The organism is Aliarcobacter butzleri (genome assembly GCF_900187115.1).
Taxonomy (GTDB): Bacteria; Campylobacterota; Campylobacteria; order Campylobacterales; family Arcobacteraceae; genus Aliarcobacter; species Aliarcobacter butzleri.
This window is the reverse complement of sequence record NZ_LT906455.1, coordinates 1,963,751-1,988,237: the sequence shown is the minus strand read 5'-3', so window position 1 is coordinate 1,988,237 and position 24,487 is coordinate 1,963,751. Positions and strand designations below refer to the sequence as shown.

General features: G+C 26.7%; 28 protein-coding genes. 25 read left to right on the top strand and 3 right to left on the bottom strand.

Annotated elements, in window-relative coordinates; translation table 11 throughout:
• The first annotated feature begins 81 nt into the window (after positions 1–81).
• The 16 genes from CKV87_RS09930 (at position 82) to rimM (ending at position 15,228) form a co-directional block, all read left to right on the top strand.
• Entirely contained in the window at positions 82–948 is an 867-nt protein-coding gene (locus CKV87_RS09930) for an NAD(+)/NADH kinase (protein ID WP_012147883.1), read from the top strand.
• 3 nt (positions 949–951) lie between these two features.
• On the top strand, positions 952–2,484 hold the full coding sequence (locus CKV87_RS09925; RefSeq protein WP_012147882.1) for an AAA family ATPase: 1,533 nt from the start codon (positions 952–954) through the stop codon (positions 2,482–2,484).
• A gap of 54 nt (positions 2,485–2,538) precedes the next feature.
• Positions 2,539–4,941: a methyl-accepting chemotaxis protein gene (locus CKV87_RS09920; protein WP_012147881.1), complete on the top strand. Its 2,403-nt coding sequence runs from the start codon at positions 2,539–2,541 to the stop codon at positions 4,939–4,941.
• Positions 4,942–5,051: 110 nt separating this feature from the next.
• Positions 5,052–6,341, top strand: coding sequence for a peptidase U32 family protein (locus CKV87_RS09915; protein ID WP_012147880.1), 1,290 nt, complete (start codon positions 5,052–5,054; stop codon positions 6,339–6,341).
• A gap of 22 nt (positions 6,342–6,363) precedes the next feature.
• Positions 6,364–7,608 carry a glycosyltransferase family 9 protein gene (locus tag CKV87_RS09910; RefSeq protein WP_012147879.1) on the top strand — a complete coding sequence of 415 codons (1,245 nt, stop codon included), beginning with the start codon at positions 6,364–6,366 and terminating at the stop codon, positions 7,606–7,608.
• Between the two features lie 40 nt (positions 7,609–7,648).
• The gene (purE, locus tag CKV87_RS09905; protein ID WP_012147878.1) at positions 7,649–8,143 is read left to right on the top strand and encodes a 5-(carboxyamino)imidazole ribonucleotide mutase; all 495 of its coding nucleotides are present in this window, start codon (positions 7,649–7,651) and stop codon (positions 8,141–8,143) included.
• The gene (locus tag CKV87_RS09900) at positions 8,143–8,373 is read left to right on the top strand and encodes a glutaredoxin domain-containing protein (RefSeq protein WP_004511340.1); all 231 of its coding nucleotides are present in this window, start codon (positions 8,143–8,145) and stop codon (positions 8,371–8,373) included. The genes purE and CKV87_RS09900 overlap by 1 nt, the downstream gene beginning before the upstream one ends.
• Complete coding sequence (glyQ, locus tag CKV87_RS09895; RefSeq protein WP_012147877.1) at positions 8,370–9,251, top strand: glycine--tRNA ligase subunit alpha; 882 nt, start codon at positions 8,370–8,372, stop codon at positions 9,249–9,251. The genes CKV87_RS09900 and glyQ overlap by 4 nt, the downstream gene beginning before the upstream one ends.
• Positions 9,252–9,253: 2 nt before the next feature.
• Positions 9,254–10,009, top strand: a complete 756-nt coding sequence (locus CKV87_RS09890) for a Nif3-like dinuclear metal center hexameric protein (protein WP_012147876.1) — start codon at positions 9,254–9,256, stop codon at positions 10,007–10,009.
• Positions 10,002–10,727: a zinc ribbon domain-containing protein gene (locus CKV87_RS09885; RefSeq protein WP_012147875.1), complete on the top strand. Its 726-nt coding sequence runs from the start codon at positions 10,002–10,004 to the stop codon at positions 10,725–10,727. The genes CKV87_RS09890 and CKV87_RS09885 overlap by 8 nt, the downstream gene beginning before the upstream one ends.
• Before the next feature lie 2 nt (positions 10,728–10,729).
• Positions 10,730–11,881, top strand: a complete 1,152-nt coding sequence (gene waaA, locus CKV87_RS09880; protein ID WP_012147874.1) for a lipid IV(A) 3-deoxy-D-manno-octulosonic acid transferase — start codon at positions 10,730–10,732, stop codon at positions 11,879–11,881.
• Positions 11,872–12,627 carry a pseudouridine synthase family protein gene (locus CKV87_RS09875; RefSeq protein ID WP_004511335.1) on the top strand — a complete coding sequence of 252 codons (756 nt, stop codon included), beginning with the start codon at positions 11,872–11,874 and terminating at the stop codon, positions 12,625–12,627. The genes waaA and CKV87_RS09875 overlap by 10 nt, the downstream gene beginning before the upstream one ends.
• Positions 12,628–12,777: 150 nt before the next feature.
• Positions 12,778–14,130: a signal recognition particle protein gene (gene ffh, locus CKV87_RS09870; RefSeq protein WP_012147873.1), complete on the top strand. Its 1,353-nt coding sequence runs from the start codon at positions 12,778–12,780 to the stop codon at positions 14,128–14,130.
• An 80-nt stretch (positions 14,131–14,210) separates the two neighbouring features.
• A complete protein-coding gene (gene rpsP / locus CKV87_RS09865) occupies positions 14,211–14,438 on the top strand; it encodes a 30S ribosomal protein S16 (RefSeq protein ID WP_004511333.1) in 228 nt (75 codons plus the stop codon).
• Between the two features lie 13 nt (positions 14,439–14,451).
• The gene (locus tag CKV87_RS09860) at positions 14,452–14,691 is read left to right on the top strand and encodes a KH domain-containing protein (RefSeq protein WP_004511332.1); all 240 of its coding nucleotides are present in this window, start codon (positions 14,452–14,454) and stop codon (positions 14,689–14,691) included.
• On the top strand, positions 14,692–15,228 hold the full coding sequence (gene rimM, locus CKV87_RS09855) for a ribosome maturation factor RimM (protein ID WP_012147872.1): 537 nt from the start codon (positions 14,692–14,694) through the stop codon (positions 15,226–15,228).
• Here the strand turns inward: rimM and CKV87_RS09850 are convergent.
• Genes CKV87_RS09850 through flgG form a run of 3 tightly spaced genes read right to left on the bottom strand, consistent with a single transcriptional unit; the run spans position 15,225 to position 17,345 of the window.
• On the bottom strand, positions 15,225–16,163 hold the full coding sequence (locus CKV87_RS09850; protein ID WP_012147871.1) for a hypothetical protein: 939 nt from the start codon (positions 16,161–16,163) through the stop codon (positions 15,225–15,227). The genes rimM and CKV87_RS09850 overlap by 4 nt on opposite strands.
• A 2-nt stretch (positions 16,164–16,165) precedes the next feature.
• Complete coding sequence (locus CKV87_RS09845) at positions 16,166–16,537, bottom strand: hypothetical protein (protein ID WP_012147870.1); 372 nt, start codon at positions 16,535–16,537, stop codon at positions 16,166–16,168.
• Between the two features lie 19 nt (positions 16,538–16,556).
• The gene (gene flgG, locus CKV87_RS09840) at positions 16,557–17,345 is read right to left on the bottom strand and encodes a flagellar basal-body rod protein FlgG (RefSeq protein ID WP_012147869.1); all 789 of its coding nucleotides are present in this window, start codon (positions 17,343–17,345) and stop codon (positions 16,557–16,559) included.
• 161 nt (positions 17,346–17,506) lie between these two features.
• Here flgG and CKV87_RS09835 point away from each other — a divergent pair, with 161 nt between their 5' ends.
• The 9 genes from CKV87_RS09835 to CKV87_RS09795 are packed head-to-tail and all read left to right on the top strand — an operon-like array spanning position 17,507 to position 24,485.
• Positions 17,507–17,878, top strand: coding sequence for a response regulator (locus CKV87_RS09835; RefSeq protein ID WP_012147868.1), 372 nt, complete (start codon positions 17,507–17,509; stop codon positions 17,876–17,878).
• Positions 17,879–17,898: 20 nt separating this feature from the next.
• On the top strand, positions 17,899–18,831 hold the full coding sequence (locus tag CKV87_RS09830) for a hypothetical protein (RefSeq protein WP_169712283.1): 933 nt from the start codon (positions 17,899–17,901) through the stop codon (positions 18,829–18,831).
• Positions 18,832–18,845: 14 nt separating this feature from the next.
• The gene (locus CKV87_RS09825) at positions 18,846–19,565 is read left to right on the top strand and encodes a flagellar hook-basal body protein (protein WP_012147866.1); all 720 of its coding nucleotides are present in this window, start codon (positions 18,846–18,848) and stop codon (positions 19,563–19,565) included.
• Positions 19,565–19,963, top strand: coding sequence for a flagellar basal body rod protein FlgB (gene flgB, locus CKV87_RS09820; protein ID WP_004511324.1), 399 nt, complete (start codon positions 19,565–19,567; stop codon positions 19,961–19,963). The genes CKV87_RS09825 and flgB overlap by 1 nt, the downstream gene beginning before the upstream one ends.
• Positions 19,964–19,980: 17 nt before the next feature.
• Entirely contained in the window at positions 19,981–21,705 is a 1,725-nt protein-coding gene (fliF, locus tag CKV87_RS09815) for a flagellar basal-body MS-ring/collar protein FliF (protein WP_012147865.1), read from the top strand.
• 12 nt (positions 21,706–21,717) lie between these two features.
• Positions 21,718–22,728: a flagellar motor switch protein FliG gene (gene fliG, locus CKV87_RS09810; RefSeq protein ID WP_004511322.1), complete on the top strand. Its 1,011-nt coding sequence runs from the start codon at positions 21,718–21,720 to the stop codon at positions 22,726–22,728.
• A 2-nt stretch (positions 22,729–22,730) separates the two neighbouring features.
• Positions 22,731–23,456 carry a FliH/SctL family protein gene (locus tag CKV87_RS09805; protein ID WP_012147864.1) on the top strand — a complete coding sequence of 242 codons (726 nt, stop codon included), beginning with the start codon at positions 22,731–22,733 and terminating at the stop codon, positions 23,454–23,456.
• A gap of 49 nt (positions 23,457–23,505) precedes the next feature.
• Positions 23,506–23,793: a FliM/FliN family flagellar motor switch protein gene (locus tag CKV87_RS09800; RefSeq protein WP_004511320.1), complete on the top strand. Its 288-nt coding sequence runs from the start codon at positions 23,506–23,508 to the stop codon at positions 23,791–23,793.
• 11 nt (positions 23,794–23,804) lie between these two features.
• Entirely contained in the window at positions 23,805–24,485 is a 681-nt protein-coding gene (locus CKV87_RS09795; RefSeq protein ID WP_004511319.1) for a flagellar hook capping FlgD N-terminal domain-containing protein, read from the top strand.
• Positions 24,486–24,487 lie beyond the last annotated feature (2 nt).

Sequence of the window (24,487 nt, the reverse complement as noted above, 5' to 3'; positions counted from 1 at the left end):
TGCTAAAATATATAAAATGAATATTTGAAATATTTTTTATAATAAGATAAAATAGAATAAATTTATAAAAATGAGTTAAATTTGAGAGTTGAAAAAAATTTCGAATTATTGAAAAACATAAATAGTGTGGGAATTATATTAAGACCTGAAAGTCCAGAATTAAAAGATATTTATCAAAATATAAAAGATTTATTTAATAAAGCAAATATAGATACTCTTTTAGAAAAAGAATCTGCAAAAATGATAGATTTAGATGGATTTGAATTTGATGATATTTGCAAAAAAGTAGATTTTTTGATATCTGTTGGTGGAGATGGAACTTTATTAGGAGTAGTAAGAAAATCTTTTAAATATAATCTTCCAATTTTAGGAATAAATCTTGGTACTTTAGGTTTTTTGACAGATATTTCTATGAATCAGTTAGAAAATTTTATAGTAGATTTAAAAAAAGATATTTATAAAATTAATACAAGAATGATGATTGAAGGCTGTATTAATAAAAATAGTTTTGTTGCATTTAATGATATAGTAATTTCAAGAAAGTCAATTTCTTCTATGATAAAAATAAGAGGAAAAATTGATGGAAAATCTTTTAATACTTATTATGGTGATGGAGTTATAGTTTCTACTCCAACAGGTTCAACAGCATATAATTTATCTGTTGGAGGTCCAATAGTTTACCCTTTAACTGAAGCATTTATCATTACTCCAATAGCACCTCACTCTTTAACTCAAAGACCGATTGTTATGCCAGCTGATTTTGAAATTGAGTTTAAAATAGTTGACAATCAAGGTGCAGTTGTAATAGTAGATGGACAAGAAATTTTTGAAATTGAAGAAAATCAATCTGTAAAAATAAAAATTGCGCAAAAAAAAGTAAAAATGTTACATAGAATTCAAAGAAACTATTTTGAAGTTTTAAGTGAAAAATTAAGATGGGGAAATTAAAAATTGATTACTAGAGTTTATTTAAAAAATTGTTTATCATTTGATGAAGTTGATTTAGAGTTTAAATCAGGATTAAATATATTTACAGGACCTAGTGGTGCAGGTAAATCTATATTAATGCAAGAGATTTTATCTTTATTTGCATTAACAGAAGTAAAAGCAGATATTGGTGAAGTTAATTTAAATAATTCAAAAATTTGTGACGAGATTTATGATATATCTTTTGAAGAAGATATTGTTATTAAAAGTATAAAAAAAGATAAAACTAGATATTTTTTAAATAATCAAACTATTTCAAAAAAGAATCTTTATGATTTTTCTACAAAACTGATAAAACACTTAAATTTAAGAGATACTTCAGAATTTGATAGTGTAAAACTTGTTGGATTTTTGGATAGATTATGTGCTGAGAAAAATAGTAATTTTATTCAAATAAAAAATAGTTTTGATAACTTATATAAAGATTTTATTCAAACAAAAAAAGAGTTAGATAAAATCATAGAAGATGAAACAAAACTTGAAGATTTAAAAGAGTTTGTGAAATTTGAAATTGATAAAATCGAACAGATAAATCCAAAAATTGATGAATATGAAGAATTAAATGAAATAAAAAAGAGATTAGCAAAAAAAGAAAAAATTGAAGTTGCAATTAACAAAGCCTCAGGAATTTTAGAGTTTAATCAAAGTGTTAATAACGTTTTAGAATTGATGGAAGTTGATTCTTCATTTTTTGATGAAACTATGAATGAGTTAAATAATATCTTTGAAAAGTTTAATGATAGTTTGATTGAATTAGATGATATTAATATAGAAAATGTTTTAGATAGAATTGAAAAACTTTCATCATTACAAAAAAGATTTGGCTCTATTAAAGAGTGTTTAGAATATAAAGAACAAAAAATAAAAGAGTTACAATCATATGAAAATATCTCTTTTCAAAAAGAAAATTTAGAAAAAAAATACGAAAATTTACAAAAAGAAATAAAAGAGTTATCTCAAAAGATTTCAACTTTTAGAAAAGAAAATAGCAAAATCTTAGAAGAAAAAATCAATCAATATTTGCAATTTTTATATTTAAGTAATGCAAAAATCATTTTTGAAGAAAAAAACCTTGATTCAACAGGAATTGATGAAATCAAATTTCAACTAAATCATGTTGCACTTGAAACTATTAGTTCAGGAGAATATAATAGATTAAGATTAGCTCTTTTAACTTCGATGAGCGAGTTAGATATTGGTGAAAATGGTATTTTATTTTTAGATGAAATAGATGCAAATTTAAGTGGAAAAGAGAGTGAAGCAATAGCAAAAGTTTTAGTCAAATTAAGCTCTTCATATCAAATTTTTGCTATTTCTCATCAAACTCAATTAACTTCAAGTGCGAACCAACATTTCTTAGTTGATAAACAAAATGGAAAATCTAGTGTAAAATTATTAAACAAAGAAGAGAAGATAAATGAAATAGCAAGAATGATAAGTGGTGAAAAGGTTACATCTGAAGCTTTAGAATTTGCAAAAAATCTATTAAATAATTAAATTAAAGTTATTCTACTATAATAAGAACTTATAAACATCATATGGGAGAGATATATGTTAACGAATTTAACTATAAAAGCTAAGATTTTAATTCTTTCTTTGATTGTTATTATTGTTGTAACTGTTTCAATTACTATTGACTCAATTATTTCAATAAAAAATCTTTCAGGAAAAAATATTGAAAATTATAAAAAAGAGGCATACTTAAAAAAAGAAGTAGAACTTAAAAATTATGTGACATTAGCATATAAAATAGTAGAAATCTATTATAACAAAGTAGATGCAGATAAATCTAATGAAAAAGAGATACAACAACAAGCACTTAAAGCAATTGCTGATTTAAAATATGCAAATAATGACTATTTTTGGATAAATGATTCAAGTCCTAAAATGATTATGCATCCAATAAATGCTGCTTTAAATGGCAAAGATTTATCTAGTTATGCGGATCCATATGGCAAAAAGCTATTTATCGAAATGGCAAAAATTTCAACGGAAAATAAATCAGGTGGTTTAGTAAAATATTGGTGGGATAAACCAAATAAGAAAAATGACCCAAAAGAGAAATTTTCTTATGTTCAAAAATTTGAGCCTTGGGATTGGATTATTGGAACTGGAGCTTATGTTGATGATGTAGAAACTGAAGTTTCCTTAATGAAAGATATAGTAAACAAAGAGATAGAAAATATTATTTTTAATCTTTTAGTATTTTCACTTTTTCTAGCAGTAATCTTTATTATTATGTACAACTATTTTGTAAATCAAGCAATTATCAAACCACTTACAAATATTAATGAAGCAATAGTTGATATGACTGATGGAAAAGGAAATGCAGACCATATTGATAAAAAATCAAATGACGAAATAGGTAAATTAACAGATAGCTTTAATAACTATATCAAAAAATTAAAATCAGGATATATGGAAGATGCAAAAGTTATTGAAAATGTTGATGAAGTTATTGAAAAAGTAATAAATGGTTTTTATGTTTATAAAGTTGAAACTGAATCTTCAAATCCACAAATAGAAAAATTAAGAAATTCTATTAACTCAATGATTGAAAAAACAAATCAAAACTTATTAGGGTTAAATAATATTCTGATTGATTATGGAAGCTCAAATTTCTCATTAAATGATTCAAAAATTGATACATCAAAAGTTGGAGGAATAGTTTCTTCTTTAGTAGCAAGTACACAATTAATAGGTGCTTCTGTATCAGAATTTTTGTCAATGATTGTAAATAGTGGTAAAAAATTAAATGAAGATACAGAAATTTTATCAAGTTCAGCAGGTAAATTATCTGATTCAGCTAGTACTCAAGCAGCTTCTTTAGAAGAAACAGCAGCTGCAATTGAAGAGATTACTTCAATTGTAAAATCAACTGTACAAAAAACTAAAACTATGTCTTCTTTGGCAGAACAATTACAACTTTCTTCAAAAGATGGCGAACTTTTAGCTTCTAAAACAAATAAAGCAATGGATGATATAGATAATCAAGTAAATTCTATTAATGAAGCAATTAGTGTAATTGATCAAATAGCATTTCAAACTAATATTCTTTCACTTAATGCCGCTGTTGAAGCAGCAACTGCTGGAGAAGCAGGAAAAGGATTTGCCGTTGTTGCTCAAGAAGTTAGAAACCTTGCAAGTAGAAGTGCAGAAGCTGCAAAAGAGATAAAAAATATAGTTGAAATTGCAACTTCTAAAGCAAATGAAGGAAAAGCAATTGCGAATGAGATGATAAATGGATACACTATTTTAAATAGTAAAATTAATGAGACAATAAATCTAATTGAAGATGTATCAAAAGGAAGTAAAGAAGAAGAAAAAGGTATCTTACAAATAAATGATACAATTAATGCCTTAGATAAAGCTACACAATCAAATGCTAGTTCAGCAATTGATATTAGTAGATTAGCAAACGATGTGTCGAATCTATCTAAAAATTTATTAAAAATTGCAGATAGAGCTAAATTTAATAAAATAAATCAAAAAGAGATAGAAGACATTGATTTAGTATTTACTGTTTCAAAATTAAAAAATGATCATATTAAATTTAAATTGTTAAATTTAAGTAAAATTGCAACAACAAAAACTGCTTGGAGTGTTACTAAACCAACAGAGTGTGATTTAGGTAAATGGTTAATAGAACAAGAAAAAAATGCTAAACATTTTACAAAAACACAAAATTGGAAAGACTTAAAAGCTAACCATGAAATAGTACATAATAGCATTCAAGAATATATAAATGAAGAGTGCAAAGATAATTCAAATAATGAAGTATTAAACTCTTTATCTCATAAAATGGATAATGCAATATTTGAGGTATTTAAAGGATTAGATCAACTAAAAAAAGATAATATATTTGAAGCTAAAGTTGAAAAAAATACTTTAGAAATAACTCAAAATACTACTAATGAAAAAACTTCAAAAAATGATGAATGGGAAAGCTTTTAAAAGCTTTCTTATTTAACACATAATCAAAAATATTACTATTTATAGATTTATCAAAAAGAAGATATAATATCTCCTAAAAATAATATATATAGAATATTTAAAGGAATTTAATGAATAATCAAAAAGTAGAGTTACTTTCACCTGCAGGAAATTTAGAAAAATTAAAAATAGCTATAAAATATGGTGCAGATGCAGTTTATGCTGGAGTTAGTCACTTTAGTTTAAGAATTAGAGCAGGAAAAGAGTTTACGTTTGAAACTTTTAAAGAAGGTATTGATTACGCTCATGCTCATGGAAAAAAAGTATATGCTACAATAAATGGATTTCCATTTAACTCACAAATTGAGTTATTAAAAAAGCATATAGCTACGATGGCTGCACTTAAGCCTGATGCTTTTATTGTTGCAGCTCCTGGAGTTGTAAAATTGTGTCGTGAAATTGCACCACAAATTGATATACACCTTTCTACACAAGCGAATGTTTTAAATTATCTTGATGCACAAGTTTATTGGGATATGGGTGTAAAAAGAATAGTTGTTGCTAGAGAAATTTCTCTAAAAGATGTAACTGAAATCAAAAAACATTTACCTGATATGGAAATAGAAATTTTTGTTCATGGTTCAATGTGTTTTGCTTATAGTGGAAGATGTTTAGTAAGTGCAGTTCAAATGGGAAGAGTTCCAAATAGAGGAAGTTGTGCAAATGATTGTAGATTCCAATATACTTTATATGCTGCAAATGAAGATCACAATACTTTGTTTAGACTTGAAGAAGAACCAGGCGTTGGAACATATATTTTTAATTCAAAAGATATGAACTTAGCTTCTCATATAAAAGAGATTTTAGATTCAGGTGCAGTTGATTCACTTAAAATTGAAGGAAGAACAAAATCACCTTATTATGCAGCAGTTACAGCAAAAGCATATAGAAATGCAATAGATGATTATTATGCTGGGAAATTTGAACCAGATCTTTATCAAAAAGAGTTACATACTACAAAAAATAGAGGATTTACAGACGCATATTTAATTCATAGACCATTTGAGAAAACAGACTCTCAAAATCATGATTATGCTTTAAGTAAAGGAAGTTACGAAGTAACAGGACTTGTAACTGAAGATGAAGAACATTTCTTCTGCAAATATAAAGTTTATCCAAATGAAGATATAGAAATTTTTACACCAAATGATGAAGTTTTACAAGAGTGTGAAAATGAAATAGGAAAAATTTTCAAAAAAGATGATGGTTTATATTATATTAATTTCAAAAAGATTTTAACTGAAACAAATAAAGAGTTAGAATCTGTACATAGTGGAAATATAAATAAAATTAAGTTACCAGGCAAATTACCATATTTAACAATGTTTAGAGTTGAAAATATTGATCAAATTGTAGAATAATAAAACAATACTATTTAAGAAAATGATTTTTTTTAGAGTTTCTCAAAATATTAATATAAAAATAACTGATGGAACATTAGTTAATTATCTAAAATTTAAAGCACCAGTGTCTTTAGAAAATGAAACAGTTTATATGACTACTCGTGAAGATTTTAATGACTTAAAAGATATTTTTCAAAAAGTTGATAAAGATAAATATTTAGTAAAGCCATTAAATGAAGAAAATATTAGAAAAAATCCTAATTTCCCAATCGAATTAGGAATCTTAAATGAATTTGAATATGAAAGAGATAATGAAAACTTCTTTGAATTAAAAGCTACTGATATTTATAAACAGTTAAAAAATATTGATAAAGAAGAAGTTTCAATTGCAATAATTGGTGGAGTTGGAAAAAGTATTAGCCAAATTATTTCATCATGCGCTTCTTTGAGAATTTTATATAAAAAATTAAAAGAAATTTATAAAAATATTAAATTCGATATTTTTATAAATGCTTCAAATAATAGTTATTATAGTAGAGATAAAGATATTTATAAAACTCAAGATTACATAAATAATATTTTTCCTTTGAGCATAAACTCAAAAAAACTTTGTGAATATGACTATTTTATTGATAATAGTTTAAATGTTACAAATTTATTAAGTGAATTAAATAGCGTTGATGCTTGGCTTTATAAATTTGGCATAAATTATAAAAAAATAGATGAATTAGAAAAATATAATAGTTTAGATATATCAAATTATAAAATACAAAATGATTTAAAAACAAAAATAGAACAAGCTAGAAAAAAAGGAAAATTACTTTTATTTCATCCTTATTCTGCAAATATAAACAAATCAATTCCTCAAGTTATTGCAATTGATTTATTAAAAGAGTTATTAGAATTAGAAGAGTATGTAATAGTTACAACTTTACAAATTGACTCTAAGTTTAAACATAATAATTTTATTGATTTAACAAATGAGTCAAAATCTATTAATGATTTTATTTATATTATTTCAAATATGGATAAAATAATTACTGCTGATACATCAACTTATCATATAAGTGATGCTTTTATGATACCGACAGTTACTATATTTACAGATAAAAATTATGCACAAAAGATAAAATATTATAAATATATAAAGCCAATTTTTATAAAAGATAAATCGAAAAATTTTTCAAATTTTATATATGAAAATGAAAATTTGACACTTTATAAATTGGAAGCTTGGAAAAAATTAAAAGTGGATAAGATTATAAAGTTATTAGATAATTTTTGATATAATCTTAGTCTTTTAAAAAATAAAAAAGGTGAAAAAAATGAACTTTGTATCAATAATTATGGGTAGTAAATCAGATTATGAAATTATGAAAAATTGTGCAGATACATTTGCAAAATTTAATGTTAAATATGAAATGATAATATCTTCGGCTCACAGAAGTCCTGAAAGAACAAAAGAATATGTAAAAGAAGCAGAAGAAAAAGGTGCAGTTGCATTTATTGCTGCTGCTGGAATGGCTGCACACTTAGCTGGTGCATTAGCAGCAACAACAACAAAACCAATTATTGGAGTTCCAATGAAAGGTGGAGCAATGGATGGAATGGATGCTATGCTTTCAACTGTTCAAATGCCAGCTGGTATGCCAGTTGCAACTGTTGCTTTAGGTAAAGCTGGTGCAGTTAATGCTGCATATTTAGCTATGCAAATTTTAGCAATTACAGACAAAGAGTTAGCTATAAAATTGAAAGAAGATAGAATAGTAAAAGCAAAAGCTGTTGAAAGTGATTCTAAAGATATTGAAGTACTTTTATAATGAAACCTATTGCACTTTTTACTTTACCAAATTGTAAATGGTGCAAAGAGGTTATCTTTTATTTGAAGAGCAAAAACTTAAAATATAATCTTATAGATTTATCTAAAAATAAACAAGCTTTAATAGATTGTCAAAAGCATTGTTCTGGCGCTCCAGTTCTTTTAATAGGAAACAAATGGATTTGTGGTTTTGACAAAAATAAAATAAATAAAGAGTTAGGAATAAAATGATTACATTCTCACAAATGTTATTAAAATTACAAGAATTTTGGGCAAAACAAGGTTGTAATATTGTTCAACCTTATGATATTCCTGCTGGAGCTGGAACATTCCATCCTGCAACATTACTTAGAAGTTTAGATTCAACTCCTTGGAGTACAGCTTACGTTGCACCTAGTCGAAGACCAACTGATGGAAGATATGGTGAGAATCCAAATAGATTAGGTGCTTATTACCAATTTCAAGTTTTAATAAAACCAAGCCCTGATAATATTCAAGATTTATATTTACAATCTTTAGAATTTTTAGGTTTAGATGTATCTAAACATGATATTAGATTTGTAGAAGATAATTGGGAATCACCAACATTAGGAGCTTGGGGACTTGGTTGGGAAGTTTGGCTTGATGGTATGGAAGTTACTCAGTTTACATATTTTCAACAAGTAGGAGGACTTCCTTGCTCTCCTGTTGCTGTTGAGATAACTTATGGAACAGAAAGACTTGCTATGTATTTACAAGGTGTTGATTCTGTATTTGATATTGTATGGAATGAAAATGAATTTGGAAAAACAACATATGCTGATGTTCATAAAGAAGGCGAGTATGAATTTTCTAAATATAATTTTGAAATAGCAAACACTGAAATGTTATTTAGACATTTTGATGATGCTTTTAATGAATGTAAGTCTTGTTTAGGTGCTGGACTTCCTCTTCCTGCATATGATCAATGTATGATTGCAAGTCATGCTTTTAATACTTTAGATGCAAGAAAAGCAATTTCTGTAACTGAAAGACAAAATTATATTCTAAAGGTGAGAGAATTAGCACAAGGCTGTGCTGTTTTATATAAAGAACAAGAAAGTGATAGATTAAAACGAGTAGGAAGATAAATTTGAAACTTCAAGAAATTTATGATGTTTTAAATGAAATTTCTCCTTTTGAATTACAAGAAAAATGGGATAATTCAGGAATTCTTGTAGGTTCTTTTGAAGATGAAATAGAAAATGTGTATATTAGTATGGATTTGGATTTAGAACTTGCGAAAGATTTAAAGCCAAATTCACTTATTATTACTCATCATCCTTTGATTTTTTCTGGAATAAAAAGAGTAAATTTTGATACGTATAGTACAAAAATTTTGAAAGAATTAATAAAAAAAGATATTTCTCTTATTTCAATGCATACAAATATTGATAAAACACATTTAAATAAATATGTAATAGAAAAAATTTTAGGATTTAAAATAGAAAATTCATCAGAATTTATATCTTATTGTAATGTAAATATGAATTTTGATGAATTGGTAAAATATGTATCTAATAAATTAAATTTAAAAACTACTAAAGTAGTTAGAAGTAAAGAGTTTATAAAAGATATTGCCGTTGTAACAGGCTCAGCAATGTCTTTGCTTGACCAAATAAAAGCTGATTGTTTCTTAACAGGTGATATAAAATATCATGATGCGATGGAAGCAAAAGCAAGAAATATATCTTTGATTGATATAAGACATTATGAAAGTGAGTGCTATTTTAATAGCTTAGTTGAAACTCTTTTAGAAGAGTATTTGAAAAAAAATAAATTAAAAGCTATAATTACAGCTTCAAAAAATCCATTTGAGTTTTTTATAGAAGGAGAAACGGTTGAATAAGTATTTAGAAGATTTGATAAAGTTATCAAAATATGATACGGCAATAAGTTCATTTGAACCAAAAATTGAGAGCCAAAAAGCAAAACTAGCAACTTTCGTTGAAACTGCAGAAGTTATAAAAGCTTCAATAAATTCAATTTATTTAGAAATTGATGATGTAAAATCAAAAAGAACAAAAAACAATATTCATTTAGCAGAATTAAAATCAAAATTAGACGGAATTGCTAAAAAAAATAAAGATGTTCATAATGAAAAAGAGTTAAAAGCTTTACAATTAGAAGAAGAGATTGCAAAAGAACAAATTTCATTTGCAAATGAAGAAATAGATAGACTTGATAATCTTGCAAAAGCTAAAGAAGAGACTTTAAAAGAGTTACAAGAAAAACTTGCAGCTGAAGAAGCTGATATAAAAGAGATTAAAGTTGTAGTTGATAGTACAATTGAAGAGATTAGCAAAGAAAGAAATGTAGTTTATCAACAAAGAAGTGAACTTCTAGAGCAATTTGATAATAAAATTTTAACATTCTATGAAAAAATCAAAAGATGGGCAAAAGATACAGCTGTTGTTCCTGTAAAAAAACAAGCTTGTTATGGATGTTTTATGAAAATAAATGACAAAACTTATGCTGAAGTTTTAAGAGGCGAAGAGATTGTTAATTGTTTGCATTGTGGAAGAATTCTTTATAAAGAAGATGAAGAAGACGAACAAAAGGCTTAATTTTGAGCTTTTTGTTTAGTATATTTTATACTCTTATATTAACTATTGTATATATACTTGCAATTCCTTATTTAATATTAAAATCAAGAAATCCAAAATATAAAAAAGCAATTCCGTCAAAATTTTTTTTAGTAGATAATAAAAAGTTTGAAGAAAATAAAATTTGGTTTCACAGTTGTTCTATGGGTGAAACAAGAGCTATAAAACCATTAATTGAAAATTACAAAGATAATGTAAATCTTTCTGTTATTACAAATACAGGTTTTGATGAAGCAAAAATGATAACTCAAAACGTAAGATTTTTACCTTTTGAGATTTTTTTACCTTTTTGGATAACTAAACAAAAAGTTTTAGTTGTTATGGAAGCAGAACTTTGGTATATGCTTTTTTTAGTTGCGAAAAGAAAAGGTGCAAAAACTTTTTTAATAAATGCTAGAATTTCAGATAAATCATATAATTCTTATAAAAAATTTGCATTTTTTTATAAGATGATTTTTAAAGATATTGATAAAGTTTTTGCACAAAGTGAAGTAGATAAAACTAGACTTGAAGAATTAGGTGCAAGAAATATTCAAGTTATTGGAAATATAAAATTAGCGCAACTTCCTTCTAAAAAACTTGATTTAGAAAAACCTGAAGGGGTTTTAATAACAGCAGGAAGTACACATGAAAATGAAGAAGAATTAGTTTTAAAATCTTACAAAAAAGAGTTTGGAAAGTTGGTTATTGTTCCAAGGCACCCTGAAAGATTTATTAAAGTTGATAATTTAATTAAAGAGTATATAAAAAATAAAAATTTAACATATCATAAATATAGTGATAATGAAAACTTTAATTCAGATATAATTTTAGTTGATAAAATGGGGATATTAAATGATATTTATGCAATTTCAGATGTTGTGATTCTTGGTGGAGCATTTGAAAAAATTGGTGGACACAATCCAATAGAGCCTGCATATTTTGGTTGTAAATTAATAAGTGGAAAAAATATTTTTAATCAAAAATCACTTTTTGAATGTATAAATAATTATTACTTAATAGAAGAAAATGAGTTGGGTAATTATTTAGAAAAGTTAGAAGAGTTAGAAAAACCAAGTTTAACAAAAGCAGGTTCATTTGAGCCTATTATTAAGGAGATAAATAAATGGCTGTAACATATGATAAAGCATATAAATTACTTGCACTTCAAGAAAAAATATCAAATTCTAAAGCAAAAGAATTAATAGATAAAGGTGTTGTAAAAGTAGGTGATAAAAAAGTTTTAATAGCCCGAGGTGAAATTAGAACTGATACAAAATTTACAATTAAAGAGATAAATAAAGTAAAAGTTATATTTGAAGATAAAGATATTTTAGTTGTAGATAAACCAGCTTTTTTAACTGCTGATGAAGTTTGTAAAAAATTTGAAAATGCAATTTTACTTAATAGACTTGATAAAGAAACAAGTGGTGTTATGATGTTTGCAAAAAATGAAGAGTTTCAAAAAAAAGCAATTAAAGAGTTTCAAGCTAACAGAGTTTATAAAGAGTATGTTGCTATTGTTGAAGGGAAAGTTGTTGATGAAATAGAAATTGATAAACCAATTTTAACAACAAAAGATAGAGGAATGGCAAAATCAAAAATCGATGTAAAAAGAGGAAAACCTGCAAAAAGCACGGTTTATCCTTTATTAGTTGAAGGAAATAAATCAAAAATAAAAGTTGTAATAGAAAGTGGAAGAACTCATCAAATTAGAGTTCATTTAAATTCTGTTGGGCTACCTATTATTGGTGATGCTATTTATGGAAGAGTTAGTTCAAATGTAAATAGAGTTTTACTTCACTCAAAAATCACAAAAATATTTGATTATACATTTGAAGCACATGAACCAAAAGAGTTCAAAGTGTATGATTTTAATTAATTTTTAAGCTTTTAAAAAATATCAAAGTCCATAATAATGGGCTTTAATATAAGTAAAACCTAAAAATAATCTTAAATACTATTCTTTTTAAACTATTTTAAAGTAAATCTTTTGTAAACTCACAAACTTTAATTAATGTGGAGAGAAATTTTGTTTGATTCAATAACAGGTTCGATACGAAATGCAGTAAATAAAATTAGATATCAAGATGATATAACAGCTTTAAATAAAGCAACAGCTGAATTAAAAAAAGCTTTGTTAAAAGCAGATGTTCATCACAAAACAACAAAAGAGCTAATAACTGCTGTTGAATTACAAACAAAAACTGCTGGTATTGGACAAGACTCATTTTTAAAAGCTTTAAAAAGTGAGCTAACAAGACTTTTAACAGCTAATGGAAATCAAGGTTTTGTTTTTGCTTCAACTCCTCCAACTACTATTTTAATGACAGGATTACAAGGTAGTGGAAAAACTACTACTACTGGAAAGTTAGCAAACTATTTAAAAATTAGAAAGAAAAAAGTATTAGTTGCTGCTTGTGATTTACAAAGATTAGCAGCAGTTGAACAGTTAAAACAAATAGCAGCTCAAATTGAAGTTGATATTTATTTTGATGATAATGAAAAAAATCCAGTAAAAATTGCATTAAAAGCAAAAGAAAAAGCTATAAAGGAACATTATGATGTTTTTTTAATAGATACAGCTGGAAGGCTTGCTATTGATGAAGAGTTAATGAAGCAATTAAAAGATATCAAAGATGCAATTAATCCAAATGAAATTTTTTATGTAGCAGATTCATTAACAGGACACGATGCAACTAAAACGGCAATTACTTTTAAAGAAAAAATTGGAATTGATGGAGTTATTTTATCAAAATATGATGGTGATACAAAAGGTGGGGTAGCACTTAGTATTGCAAATCAAGTTGAAGTTCCTTTAAGATTTATTGGTATTGGTGAAAAAATGCCAGATTTGGAGGTCTTTATTCCTGATAGAATAGTTTCAAGACTTTTAGGACTTGGAGATATTGAAGGACTTGCTGAAAAAACTTCTGCAATAATGGATGCAAAAAAAGCAAAAGATGTTAGTAGAAAAATCAAAAAAGGTACATTTAACTTTAATGACTTCTTAGAGCAACTTTCTATGATGAGCAAACTAGGAAGTATGAAATCTATTATTGGAATGATTCCTGGACTTTCTTCTATGGCTCCAGCTTTAAAAGATATGGATTTTGAAAATTCAGTTGAATTAAAAAGAATCAAAGCACTTATTAGTTCAATGACTCCAAAAGAGAGAGAAGACCCAGAACTTATGAACGCAAGTAGAAAAAAAAGAATTTCTTTAGGTTCTGGATTATCTGAAGTTCAAGTAAACAAGATATTAAAACAGTTTAAAAATGCTTCAAAAATGGCAAAACAACTTTCTTCTAAAGGTGGAATGAAAGGTTTACAAAATATGTTGTCTCAAATGGGACCAGGTGGAATGCCAAAAATTCCAAGATAATTTTATTAAATAGTGTTGAGCTGTGAACTTAAAAAAAGAGTTTAGAATTCAATACTATAATTCGAAAAAGGAAAGAAAACATGACAGTAATTAGATTAACAAGAATGGGAAGAAATAAAAAACCATTTTACAGAATCGTTGTAACAGATTCAAGAAAAAGAAGAGATTCAGGATGGATTGAATCAATTGGTTATTTTAACCCAGTTGTTGAACCAAAAGTTTTAAAAATTGATGAAGAGAGATATAACTATTGGTTAAGTGTTGGTGCAAAACCATCTGAAAAAGTTAAAAAATTAGCTTCAAAATAATTTGTAGAAAAATATGATAACTCAATTTATAGAAAATTATGCGAAACTTATTGTTGGCGTACCAGAAGATGTTACAGTTAAAAAAGAGATAATTGATGATAATTTTGCTGAGATAACGATTGTTGTAAATAGCATTGATATTGGCAAGCTTATCGGTAAAAATGGTAATATGATAAATGCTTTAAAAACTATGGCTAATGGTTGTAAAGCAAAAGATGGTATTTCTTATAAAATACAAGTAGTAGTAAAATAATTGTCTATGAATAGTAATGTCTATGTTGCAAAACTTGGAAAAACAGTTGGTCTACAAGGTCATTTAAGACTTTTTATTGACTCTGATTTTCCTGAGCAATTTAAAAAAGGTGTTACTTTTACAACAAATAGAAATCTTCAACTAAAAGTTTTAGAATATAACTCTTCAAGAGAACTTGTAAAATTTGAAAACTATGAAGATGTAGAACTAGCAAAAAAACTTACAAATCAAGAACTTTATGCAACTATAGAACAAACAAAAGAAAATTGTAAATTGGCTAAAAATGAATTTTTTTGGTTTGATTTAATTTCATGTGAAGTTTTTGAAAATAATTTAAAATTGGGTACTGTAAAAGAGATACATAGATATCCATTAAATGATTATTTAGAGATAATAACAGATAGTGAACTTGTAAAAAAAGCTTTGCCTAAAAACTTTTTAATACCTCATATCTTTGATAAATTTATTTTAAATATTGATATTGAAAATAAAAGAATTGATGTAATTAATTCTTTTGATATTTTAGAAAACTCTTAATAATTACAACTTTTATCAAATGCTTCTTGAGTCATTTCTAATTCATAAGCCTCTTTAAAACCCTTAGAAACTAACTTATTATATAACTCTTTTCTTGTTTGATCATCAGAAAAAGGTCCAAAGTATAACTCTATAATATTCTCTTCATCTCTACATAAATGAACGTTTGGATTTATAGAAATAACTTTATCTAGGAAATTTTTCTTCAATTCACCTTTTATTTTAGCTACATTTATCAATTTTATAAAAGTAGGAGTTGATGTTTCTGTTGTTTGTTGCGTTGAAGTATCTTCTTTTTTTATAGTCTGTTCGCTCGATGTTTTAGTAGTTATTTTTTCATTATTTGATGGGCTTTGGTTTAAAACAGGATTACTGTTTTTTAAGGTATCATTATTTTGAGTCTTATTATTTTCAGTTTTTGTTGTTTCATTTTGTACTGTTGCATTGTCTTTTAAAACAGGTTCATTTATCTTCTTTTCTTCAAGTAATTTTTTTTCATTTTCTGCTTTTAATTTTTCCAATCTACTTTGTTCAATATTTTTGTTTGTAAGTAGTGATAACTGCTCATTTAGTTTATCTGGATCTAAATTATTAAAATCAAAGTTATACTCTTCATGTTTTGCAGGTTCTTCATGTTTTGCAACTGCTTGAGGCTCTTCTTGAGTAGTTGTTGTTTGTGCTGGAGTTTCTATTACTACTTGAGTATTTTTTTCTTCTTTATTTGAAACAAAAAAATCAAAAATGTAAAAAATAGATATTATAACAAGAATAGATATTAAAAAAGCTATCACATATATTAGAATTTTTCTTAAAAAATTATTGCTTTTTAACCCATCTTTATTTTCAGAATTTTCTTCTATTGTCTCATCTACTGTATCAGTAGCTTTTTTCTCTTCAACATTAGGATTCTTATTTTCAGATTCTTTATTTGGCATTTTTACTCTTTTTTTAATTTATTTTCTTTCATTAATTCATAGTACTTTTTTCTATATTCTCTTAATTCTTCTTTTTTTCTTTCTCTGTACTCTTTGTCATATTCAAGTCTTTTTGCCTTATTTTGTTCATAGTAAGCTTTTTTTGATTCTTTATAATCATTTATCTTTGCTACTATAGATTCTTTTCTATTGTCAATATATTGCTTTTGTTGAGAAGCAATACTTTTCATTTTCAATAAAAAGTTATCGTCATTTAACTCTTTTTCGTAATCTATCTCTTTTTTCATCTTATTTTTAAGATAGTATTCTCTTTTTTTCTTTTTATGAGATAAAAAGTTTTGTTCTCGCCTTTTCTTTAATTCATCTAAATTCATTGCTAAATTTTTAAACTAATTAATTTTTTAATCTATTAACTATATCCAGCATATTATCAGCAGTTGTAATTGCTTTTGAGTTAGCTTCATAAGCTCTTTGTGCTGTTATTAAATCAACCATTTCATTAACCAATTTTACATTTGAACTTTCAAGCATTGATTGTTTTAAACTTCCAAATTGTTCTGTTGTTGGATCTCCTTCTATTACATCACCTGAAGCTTCACTTTGCATAAATAGTGAATCTCCTAGTGGTGTTAATCCTGCTGGATTTATAAAATCTGCAAGAGTTATTTGTCCTAATTCTATGGTATCACCTGTTTGTGGATCTTTTGCAGTTACAAGACCATCTGTTCCAACAGATATATCTTTTACATTATTTGGAACAACAATTTCAGGTTGTAATGGATATCCATTTCCATTTACTATTGTTCCTTCTTCATTTAGTTTAAAATTACCATTTCTTGAATAAGCTGTTTCTCCACTTGGAAGTGTAATTTGAAAAAATCCCTTTCCAGCTATTGCAATATCAAGAGGATTTCCTGTTGATTTTAAGTCACCTTCTGTAAACTCTTTTTGTATGTTTGATATCCTAACTCCTAGACCAACATCAATACCAGTTGGATTTAAAGTTGTTTGAGTAGTTCTACCTGCTGTATAATTTAGCGATTCGTACATCAAGTCTTGAAATTCGGCTCTGTCTTTTTTAAAACCTGTTGTATTTACGTTTGCAATATTATTTGAAGTAACATCAATTTGATGTTGCATCGCATTCATTCCTGTTGCTGCTGTATAAAGTCCTCTAATCATAGAATATCCTTTCTATTACATATAGCATTAATTATATTTTATATAGCATTAAATTCTGATAAAAATTTAAAACTTATCATTTTATAATCTTAAGTAAAAATTTAAAACAAATTATATATAATGCATAGCTTATTGATATATTAATATATAAAGGGAATCAAATGAGAATTCTAATAGTTGATGATAGCTCTACAATGAGAAGAATCATTGCCAATGTAGTTATGCAATTAGGATTTACTAAGGAAAACTTTGATGAAGCAGAAGATGGATTAAAAGCTTGGAAGCTTCTTAGTGAAGGACACTATGATGTAATTTTAACAGATTGGAATATGCCAAATATGAATGGCTTAGAACTTGTAAAAAAAGTCAGAGCTGAAGGAACACATCAAAAAACCCCAATTATTATGATTACAACAGAAGGTGGGAAAGGTGAAGTTATTACTGCTTTAAAAGCGGGTGTAAATAACTATATTGTTAAACCTTTTAATGCAGAAGTTTTAAAAGAAAAATTAGATGGTGTATTAAAAAAATAATATAAGGTTTTATCATGAGTATGAGTCAAGAAGACATTGAAGCTTTGATGAGTGGTTTAGACATTGCAAGTGATGGAAATAGCGAACAAACAGAAGAAGCTATAGAACCTGCAAAAGTCAATACAAAAGAGATAGAAGAACTTCTATCTCAAACAGAAGAGATCAAAGATAAAGATGACACAACAAAAGTACAAGAGAGCATAGAAACTTCGGTGGCGAATATTCCAAATGAAGATAATGCAAATAAAAACAATAAAATAAATGAAATAGAAAATTTATTAAATGATATTGAAATTAACTCACCAAAAGAATTAGTTTCTTCTTCAGAAAATGTTAAAAAAATTCAAGATGATGATAAATCAGATAGAACAGAAGATGAAATAGTAAAAGATTGGACTTCTTCAAAAATAAATGAAGGAGTTTTCCCTTTCCCTGCTGAAAGTGATACGAAAGTTGTAACTCAACTGAGTCAAGTTGCAAATGATTCTGAAGAGAAAGTTTCTCAAATATTTGACGTTTTGAGTTTAGGGCTTGATAATAATAATGAGCTTAGAAAAGCATTTAAAGAGTACGATAGTTTTATTACAGCTGAAACTAATCTATTAGTCTCTTTAAATAATAAATTTCCTAATATAAAGATTTTTGATGAACATTTAAAAAATATTCATACCGTAAAAGATTCATTAGAGAAATTAAAAGCTCTATTAAATGATGAAGATATGCATATTTTCCAAGGAATGGAATTGATGCAATTTAATGATATTAACAGACAAAAAATTGAAAGGGTAATGTCAGTTATTAGAAAATTATCTATTTATTTAAATAATTTATTTGAAGATGATGGTAAAACTACAAATTTACCTATGGCAAAACATATTCATGGTGATGAGACAGAAGATTTAGTAGGTGATGACCTAGATAAATTAATAGCAGAGTTTTCTCAAAAAGATTAAAGAAAGGAAGTATTATGAATCAAGGTGTTTATCCATTAGCTGCGTCTATGATCAATCAAATTAATAGATTGGATCAAATTAGTAACAATCTTGCAAACGTAAATACTCTTGGATTTAAACAAGAAGGGACAACAGAAACAACATTTAACTACTATTTAGATAAAATGGAAAGCCAACAAAAACTTATGTTAAAAGAGAGTGTTGTAACAAATAATATTCCTAAAATTGATTCAAGATATACAAATGCAGAAATGGGACCTATTGTAATGACAGGAAACTCTTTGGATTTTGCACTAAATGAACCAGATACTTTTTTTAAAATTCAAAATGAAAATGGAGATATTGTTTATACTAGAGATGGAGCATTTAAAAACTTAGATGGTTTTTTAGTTGACTCAAATGGAAACAATGTTTTAAATGCTGATAATGAAGCTATTGTTGTAGAAGATGGTTTTGAATCACAAATAGGAGTTGCAAAAACTCCTTATACAAATCTAGAAAAGATGGGTGATAATACATATTTAGTGAAAAATGTTGATGAAGCTGAACAAATTGAAAATAATGATGGAAGGATTGTAAGAGGTGCTGTTGAACAATCAAATGTAAATTCTGTAACAGCTATGGTTGAATTAATTGATGCACATAGAAGATTTGATCAATCACAAAGAGCAATTAAAACAATTGATGATTTAAATGCAGGATTGATAGAAAAAGTTGGAGGCAATACTAGATAATGGAAGCAAGTAAAGTAACTGGTAATCTTTTTGAGCAACTAAATTTTAGAGGTGAAAAACAAAAAGTTATTTCAAGTAACATAGCAAATGTAAATACTCCAAACTATAAAACAAAAGATTTAGTATTTCAAGAAGAGTTGGATAAAAACTCTAATATGTTACAACTAAAAAGAACAACAAATAATCATATGTATAATCTCGATTTTACACAAAGCTCAAATCAAAAGTTGATTCAAGTTCCAGGTTTAGTTGAACAAAATGATGGCAATAACGTAAACTTAGATAGCCAAATGAGCGAACAATCAAAAAATAAAATTTTATTTGATGGAATTCAAGCAACAATTAAAAGAGATTCAAATCTTTTTAAATCAGTAATTGATTCTTCATCAAAAAATTAATTTAGGATAAGTATTTTATGGATCAACTTTTAAAGTTTATAAATAATTTAAATAAATCACAAAGAATAATTTTAGTAAGTGGATTTGCTCTATTATTTATAATTGTAGTTGGTTTCTTGATATATTCAAGTATAAAAGCAGAAGATAAAAAGTTGAACTATACAATTGCTTCAAACCTTACACAAGCTGATGTTATGAGAGCAAGTGAAGAGTTAGAAGCTTCTGGTATTCAATTTGTTGTAAGTGGTTCAGGAAATAATCTTACTTTAAAAACATCACAAGAGTTTATAAATATTGCAAAAATCAAATTAGTTACAAGTGAAGCAGCAACAAATAAACATGTTGGTTGGGAGATTTTTGAGAAATCTTCATTAGGAACTACAAATTTTGAAAATAAAGTGAAGTATTTAAGAGCTTTAGAAGGGGAACTTTCTCGTTCATTAGAGTCTCTTTCTGGTGTTTTAAAAGCAAATGTAAAAATAGCTATTCCAAAAGAGACAATTTTTACAGAAAAAAGAGCTGATACGACAGCGTCAGCTGTTATTTCATTGAAACAAGGAATACATTTAACTAAAAAACAAATTGATGGGATAAAAAATTTTATTGCATCAGCTGTACCTGATTTAAAGCAAGAAAATATTCAATTAATAGACCAAGATGGAAACTTATTAGAGCAAAATATAGATGAAGAAAATACTATAAAATCGGCAGCTCAAAATAAATATAAAGACAAAATTGAAAAGGACTATGAAGCAAAAATTATATCTTTATTAGAGCCTGTTGTAGGAACGGGAAGAGTTGTAGCAAAAGTAAATGTTGCTTTAGATTTTGTTAAAAAAGATGTTGAAGAAGAAATTTATAGTCCAGAAGGAAGTATTCGTTCACAACAAGTGATAGAAAATACAAATAATACTCAAGGAATGTTACCGAATAATGGTGGAGTAGCTGGTGTTGATAATAATATACAAGTTCCAACAACTGTTGGAGATGGTTCAAAAATATCTTCAAATAGTGAAGGTTCAAATACAGTTACAAATTATGAAATTTCAAGAAAAGTTATCTCTCAAAAAGATGGTAATTATACAAATATAAAAAGAATTACGGCTTCTGTTACTTTTGATTCAGCTATCTTAAAAGATCATCCTGATAAAGGTGAATTTATAGCTTCATTAGAGTCACTTTCAGGAGATGCTATAGGTTATGATAGAGGAAGAGGTGATACCATTACCGTTAAAGATTTTAAATTTGTAGGTGCAAAAGCTTTAAATGAGAATGGGCAATTAGTTGACGAATTTGGAAATGTAATAAATTCTGGTGATGGTATATCAGTTGTAGGAACAATGTCTACTATAAAATCAATTTTGCAAGATTATAAAGATTATATTCAATACTTGATTGTTGGAATTTTATTATTTGTTTTTTATAAAAAATTTATAGCCTCAAGTGACATTGTTATTTTAGGTGATGGAAATAAGAAAAAACTTGAAGCTGATGATGACGATATTGTAAAAGAGATGCTAACAAATTATGAAAGTGAATTTGATACTGCTACTGCACAAGGAAGATTAAAGTCAAAAGTAAAAAGTCAGATTTTGAATAATATTGAAGGTTTAGATGAAGAATCAGCTGCAAAATATGAAGTTTTTATAGAAGAATTGGATAGAGAAATAAATAATAGTCCAGCAGAAATGGCAAGAATGATAGAGTTGTTACTAAGTGAAGGTAATGCAAATTTTAAATAAGGAATAAAGTAAATGGCTTCAGATGTTTACGAAGATATTGACATTCTAAAAGGAATGTCAATGTTGGAAAAAATTGCAAGATTTTTTGTTTTAATAGGTGAAGAATCTACTGTAAAAATATTCCAATATTTAGATAAAGATTATGTTGAACAGATTTCAACTGCTATTACTCAAATTAGATCAATAAATAAAGATGTTTCACTAGCTATTCTTGAAGAATTTCATCTTTATACTAGAACAAAAGGATTTATCAGTTCTGGTGGATATGATTTTGCAAAAGATATTTTATATAAATCAATAGGACAAGAAGCAGCGGATGAAGTTTTAGAAAAACTATCAAGAATGAAAATGGCTTCACAAGCCTTCTCTTATCTTGATGGAATTAATCCAAAACAGTTAAGCGATTTTATAAAAGATGAATCTCCACATACAATAGCAGTAATTTTAGCACATATGGATCCATCAAAATCAGCAGATGTTCTTATGGAATTAGATGAAGAAATTAGAGTAAAAGTAAGTATTCAAATTGCTACAATAAAAGATGTTTCTCCAGATGTTGTAAGAACGATTTCTGTTGTTTTAGAAAGAAAGCTTGAATCTTTATTGTCTTCTATTGTTGATGTTGGTGGAGTAAAAGTTGTTGCTGATATGTTAAATAAATTAGGTCCAAAATCAATAGATATCTTAAAAAATATTAATGGTATTGATACTTCTTTAGCAACTAGAATCAAAGATAATATGTTTGTATTTGAAGATTTATTAAATTTAGATGTAGAATATATTATGAAAATTTTACAAGGTGTTGAGTCAGCTGATGTTGCAGTTGCTATGAAAAATGCAACAGAAGAACAAATTGAAAAAGTAACAAGTGCAATGTCTCAAAGGGTAAAAGATAGATTTAAAGAAGAGTCTGAGATGCTTACAAAAGTTAAAATTAAAGATATTGAAGCTGCACAAAGAAGAATGCTTGATGTTGCACAAAAGATGATGGAAGATGGAATAATTGAAAGAGAGAATATATAAAAATGGCTGAAAATGTATATTCAACTGCCAAAATTGTATCAAAAAAAGATGATGTAGAAAAATATGAATTAGTAAGTTTTATAAAAAATGATCCTGAACCTGAAACTGTAATTATTGATGAAGAACTAGGTCAAGATGTTGTAGATAATAAAGACTCAAAAGAAAGCAGAATTAAAGAAGAAGAAAAAAGAGTAGTAGTAAATGAAATTATTGGCAAAATTGATCCAATATTACAAGAAGTTCAGAATCTAACTATAAAATTAAATGAAATATCTCAAAAAGTTACAAATATAGAACAAGAGGGTGTTACAAAAGGAAAAGACCTTGATGCTCAAGTTGTAAAAGCAATAAAAGATTTGAAACAATATGCTGCTTTTTTTGAGCAGGCAACTTTTCAAATGGAAACTAAGTTATTAAAAACATCAATTTCAATTGCACAAAAAATTATAAATATTGAAGTTGGTGAAAATTCTTCAAAGATTGCAAAACAGACTATAAATCAACTTTTAGAGAAAGTAAAATCTGCTTCAAAAGTAAAAATTCATTTAAATCCAAAAGATTATCATATACTAAAAGCAGAGTTATCACTTGAACCATTTATAGAACTTTGTGAAGATCCAAATGTTATTGCAGGTGGAGTTGTAATAGCAAGTGATTTAGGTAATTTTGATGGAAGTGTTGAAGCGAAAGTGACTTCAATGTTAGAGTCTTTAGATTTGGTGATATAAAAAGCATTTTTATGCTATAATGTAAAAATAATAAAAAAAAGTATTAATTATGGAAATAAGTGAAAGAGTTTACGATTTATTAGTAGATACAGAAATTGTTGTTGATGTTATGTTAGGGAGCACAAATATTTCGGTTGGAGAGTTCCTTAAATTAACAGAAGGTGATATAATTTCATTACATAAACCAGCAGGTTCTGGTGGAGAAATTTATGTAAATTCACGTATTATTGGAACTGGTGATATAATCGTAATAGATGAGAAACTAGCAGTTAGAGTTCAAGATGCTATGGATTCTGATAATGTTGTTAGATATTTCTTTGATGAGCATATGATATAAAAGGAGATAACATGGCAAGTACTATTTCATCAACTACATCAACAGATGCAAGTGGAAACACATATACAACAAGTGTAAGTAATGATTCTTTAACAACAAATGATTTTTTAAAACTTATGATTGAGCAACTAAAACTGCAAGATCCAACAAAACCTTATGACTCTGCAAAAATGCTTGAAACACAAATGCAAATGTCAACTTTAAATGCAAATATGCAAATGATTTCAACTTTGGAGTCAATCTCTACTGCATTTCAGCAAACTTCAATAAGTAATGCTGCTGGATTAATTGGAAGTAGTATTGAAAATGGTTCTAAAAATTCTAGTGGAAGTTTAAAAAGTTACTATGTTGAATCAATTGAAAATGTTGATGGAAGTCTTATTGTAAAAGGAAGAGAGTTACTTTATGCAAAAGATAAAATTCAATTAAATGTTGATGGTGAAGTAAAAGCTGTTAATTATGACGATAGTGGGAATATTTATAATGAAAAAGGTGAAAAGACAGGAGAGACATTAGTATTGGACTCTATTGGTCAACCTTCAGTTGGTACTGATGGAAAATTAAAAGTAAAAGATGCCAATGGAAAAGAAGTGAGTAGTCATAATTATGAATTAACTGGTACTTATACTCTGGTTTATTCAACAGAATTAACTGATATCCCATATTCTTCAATAACAAGAATATCTGCATAATA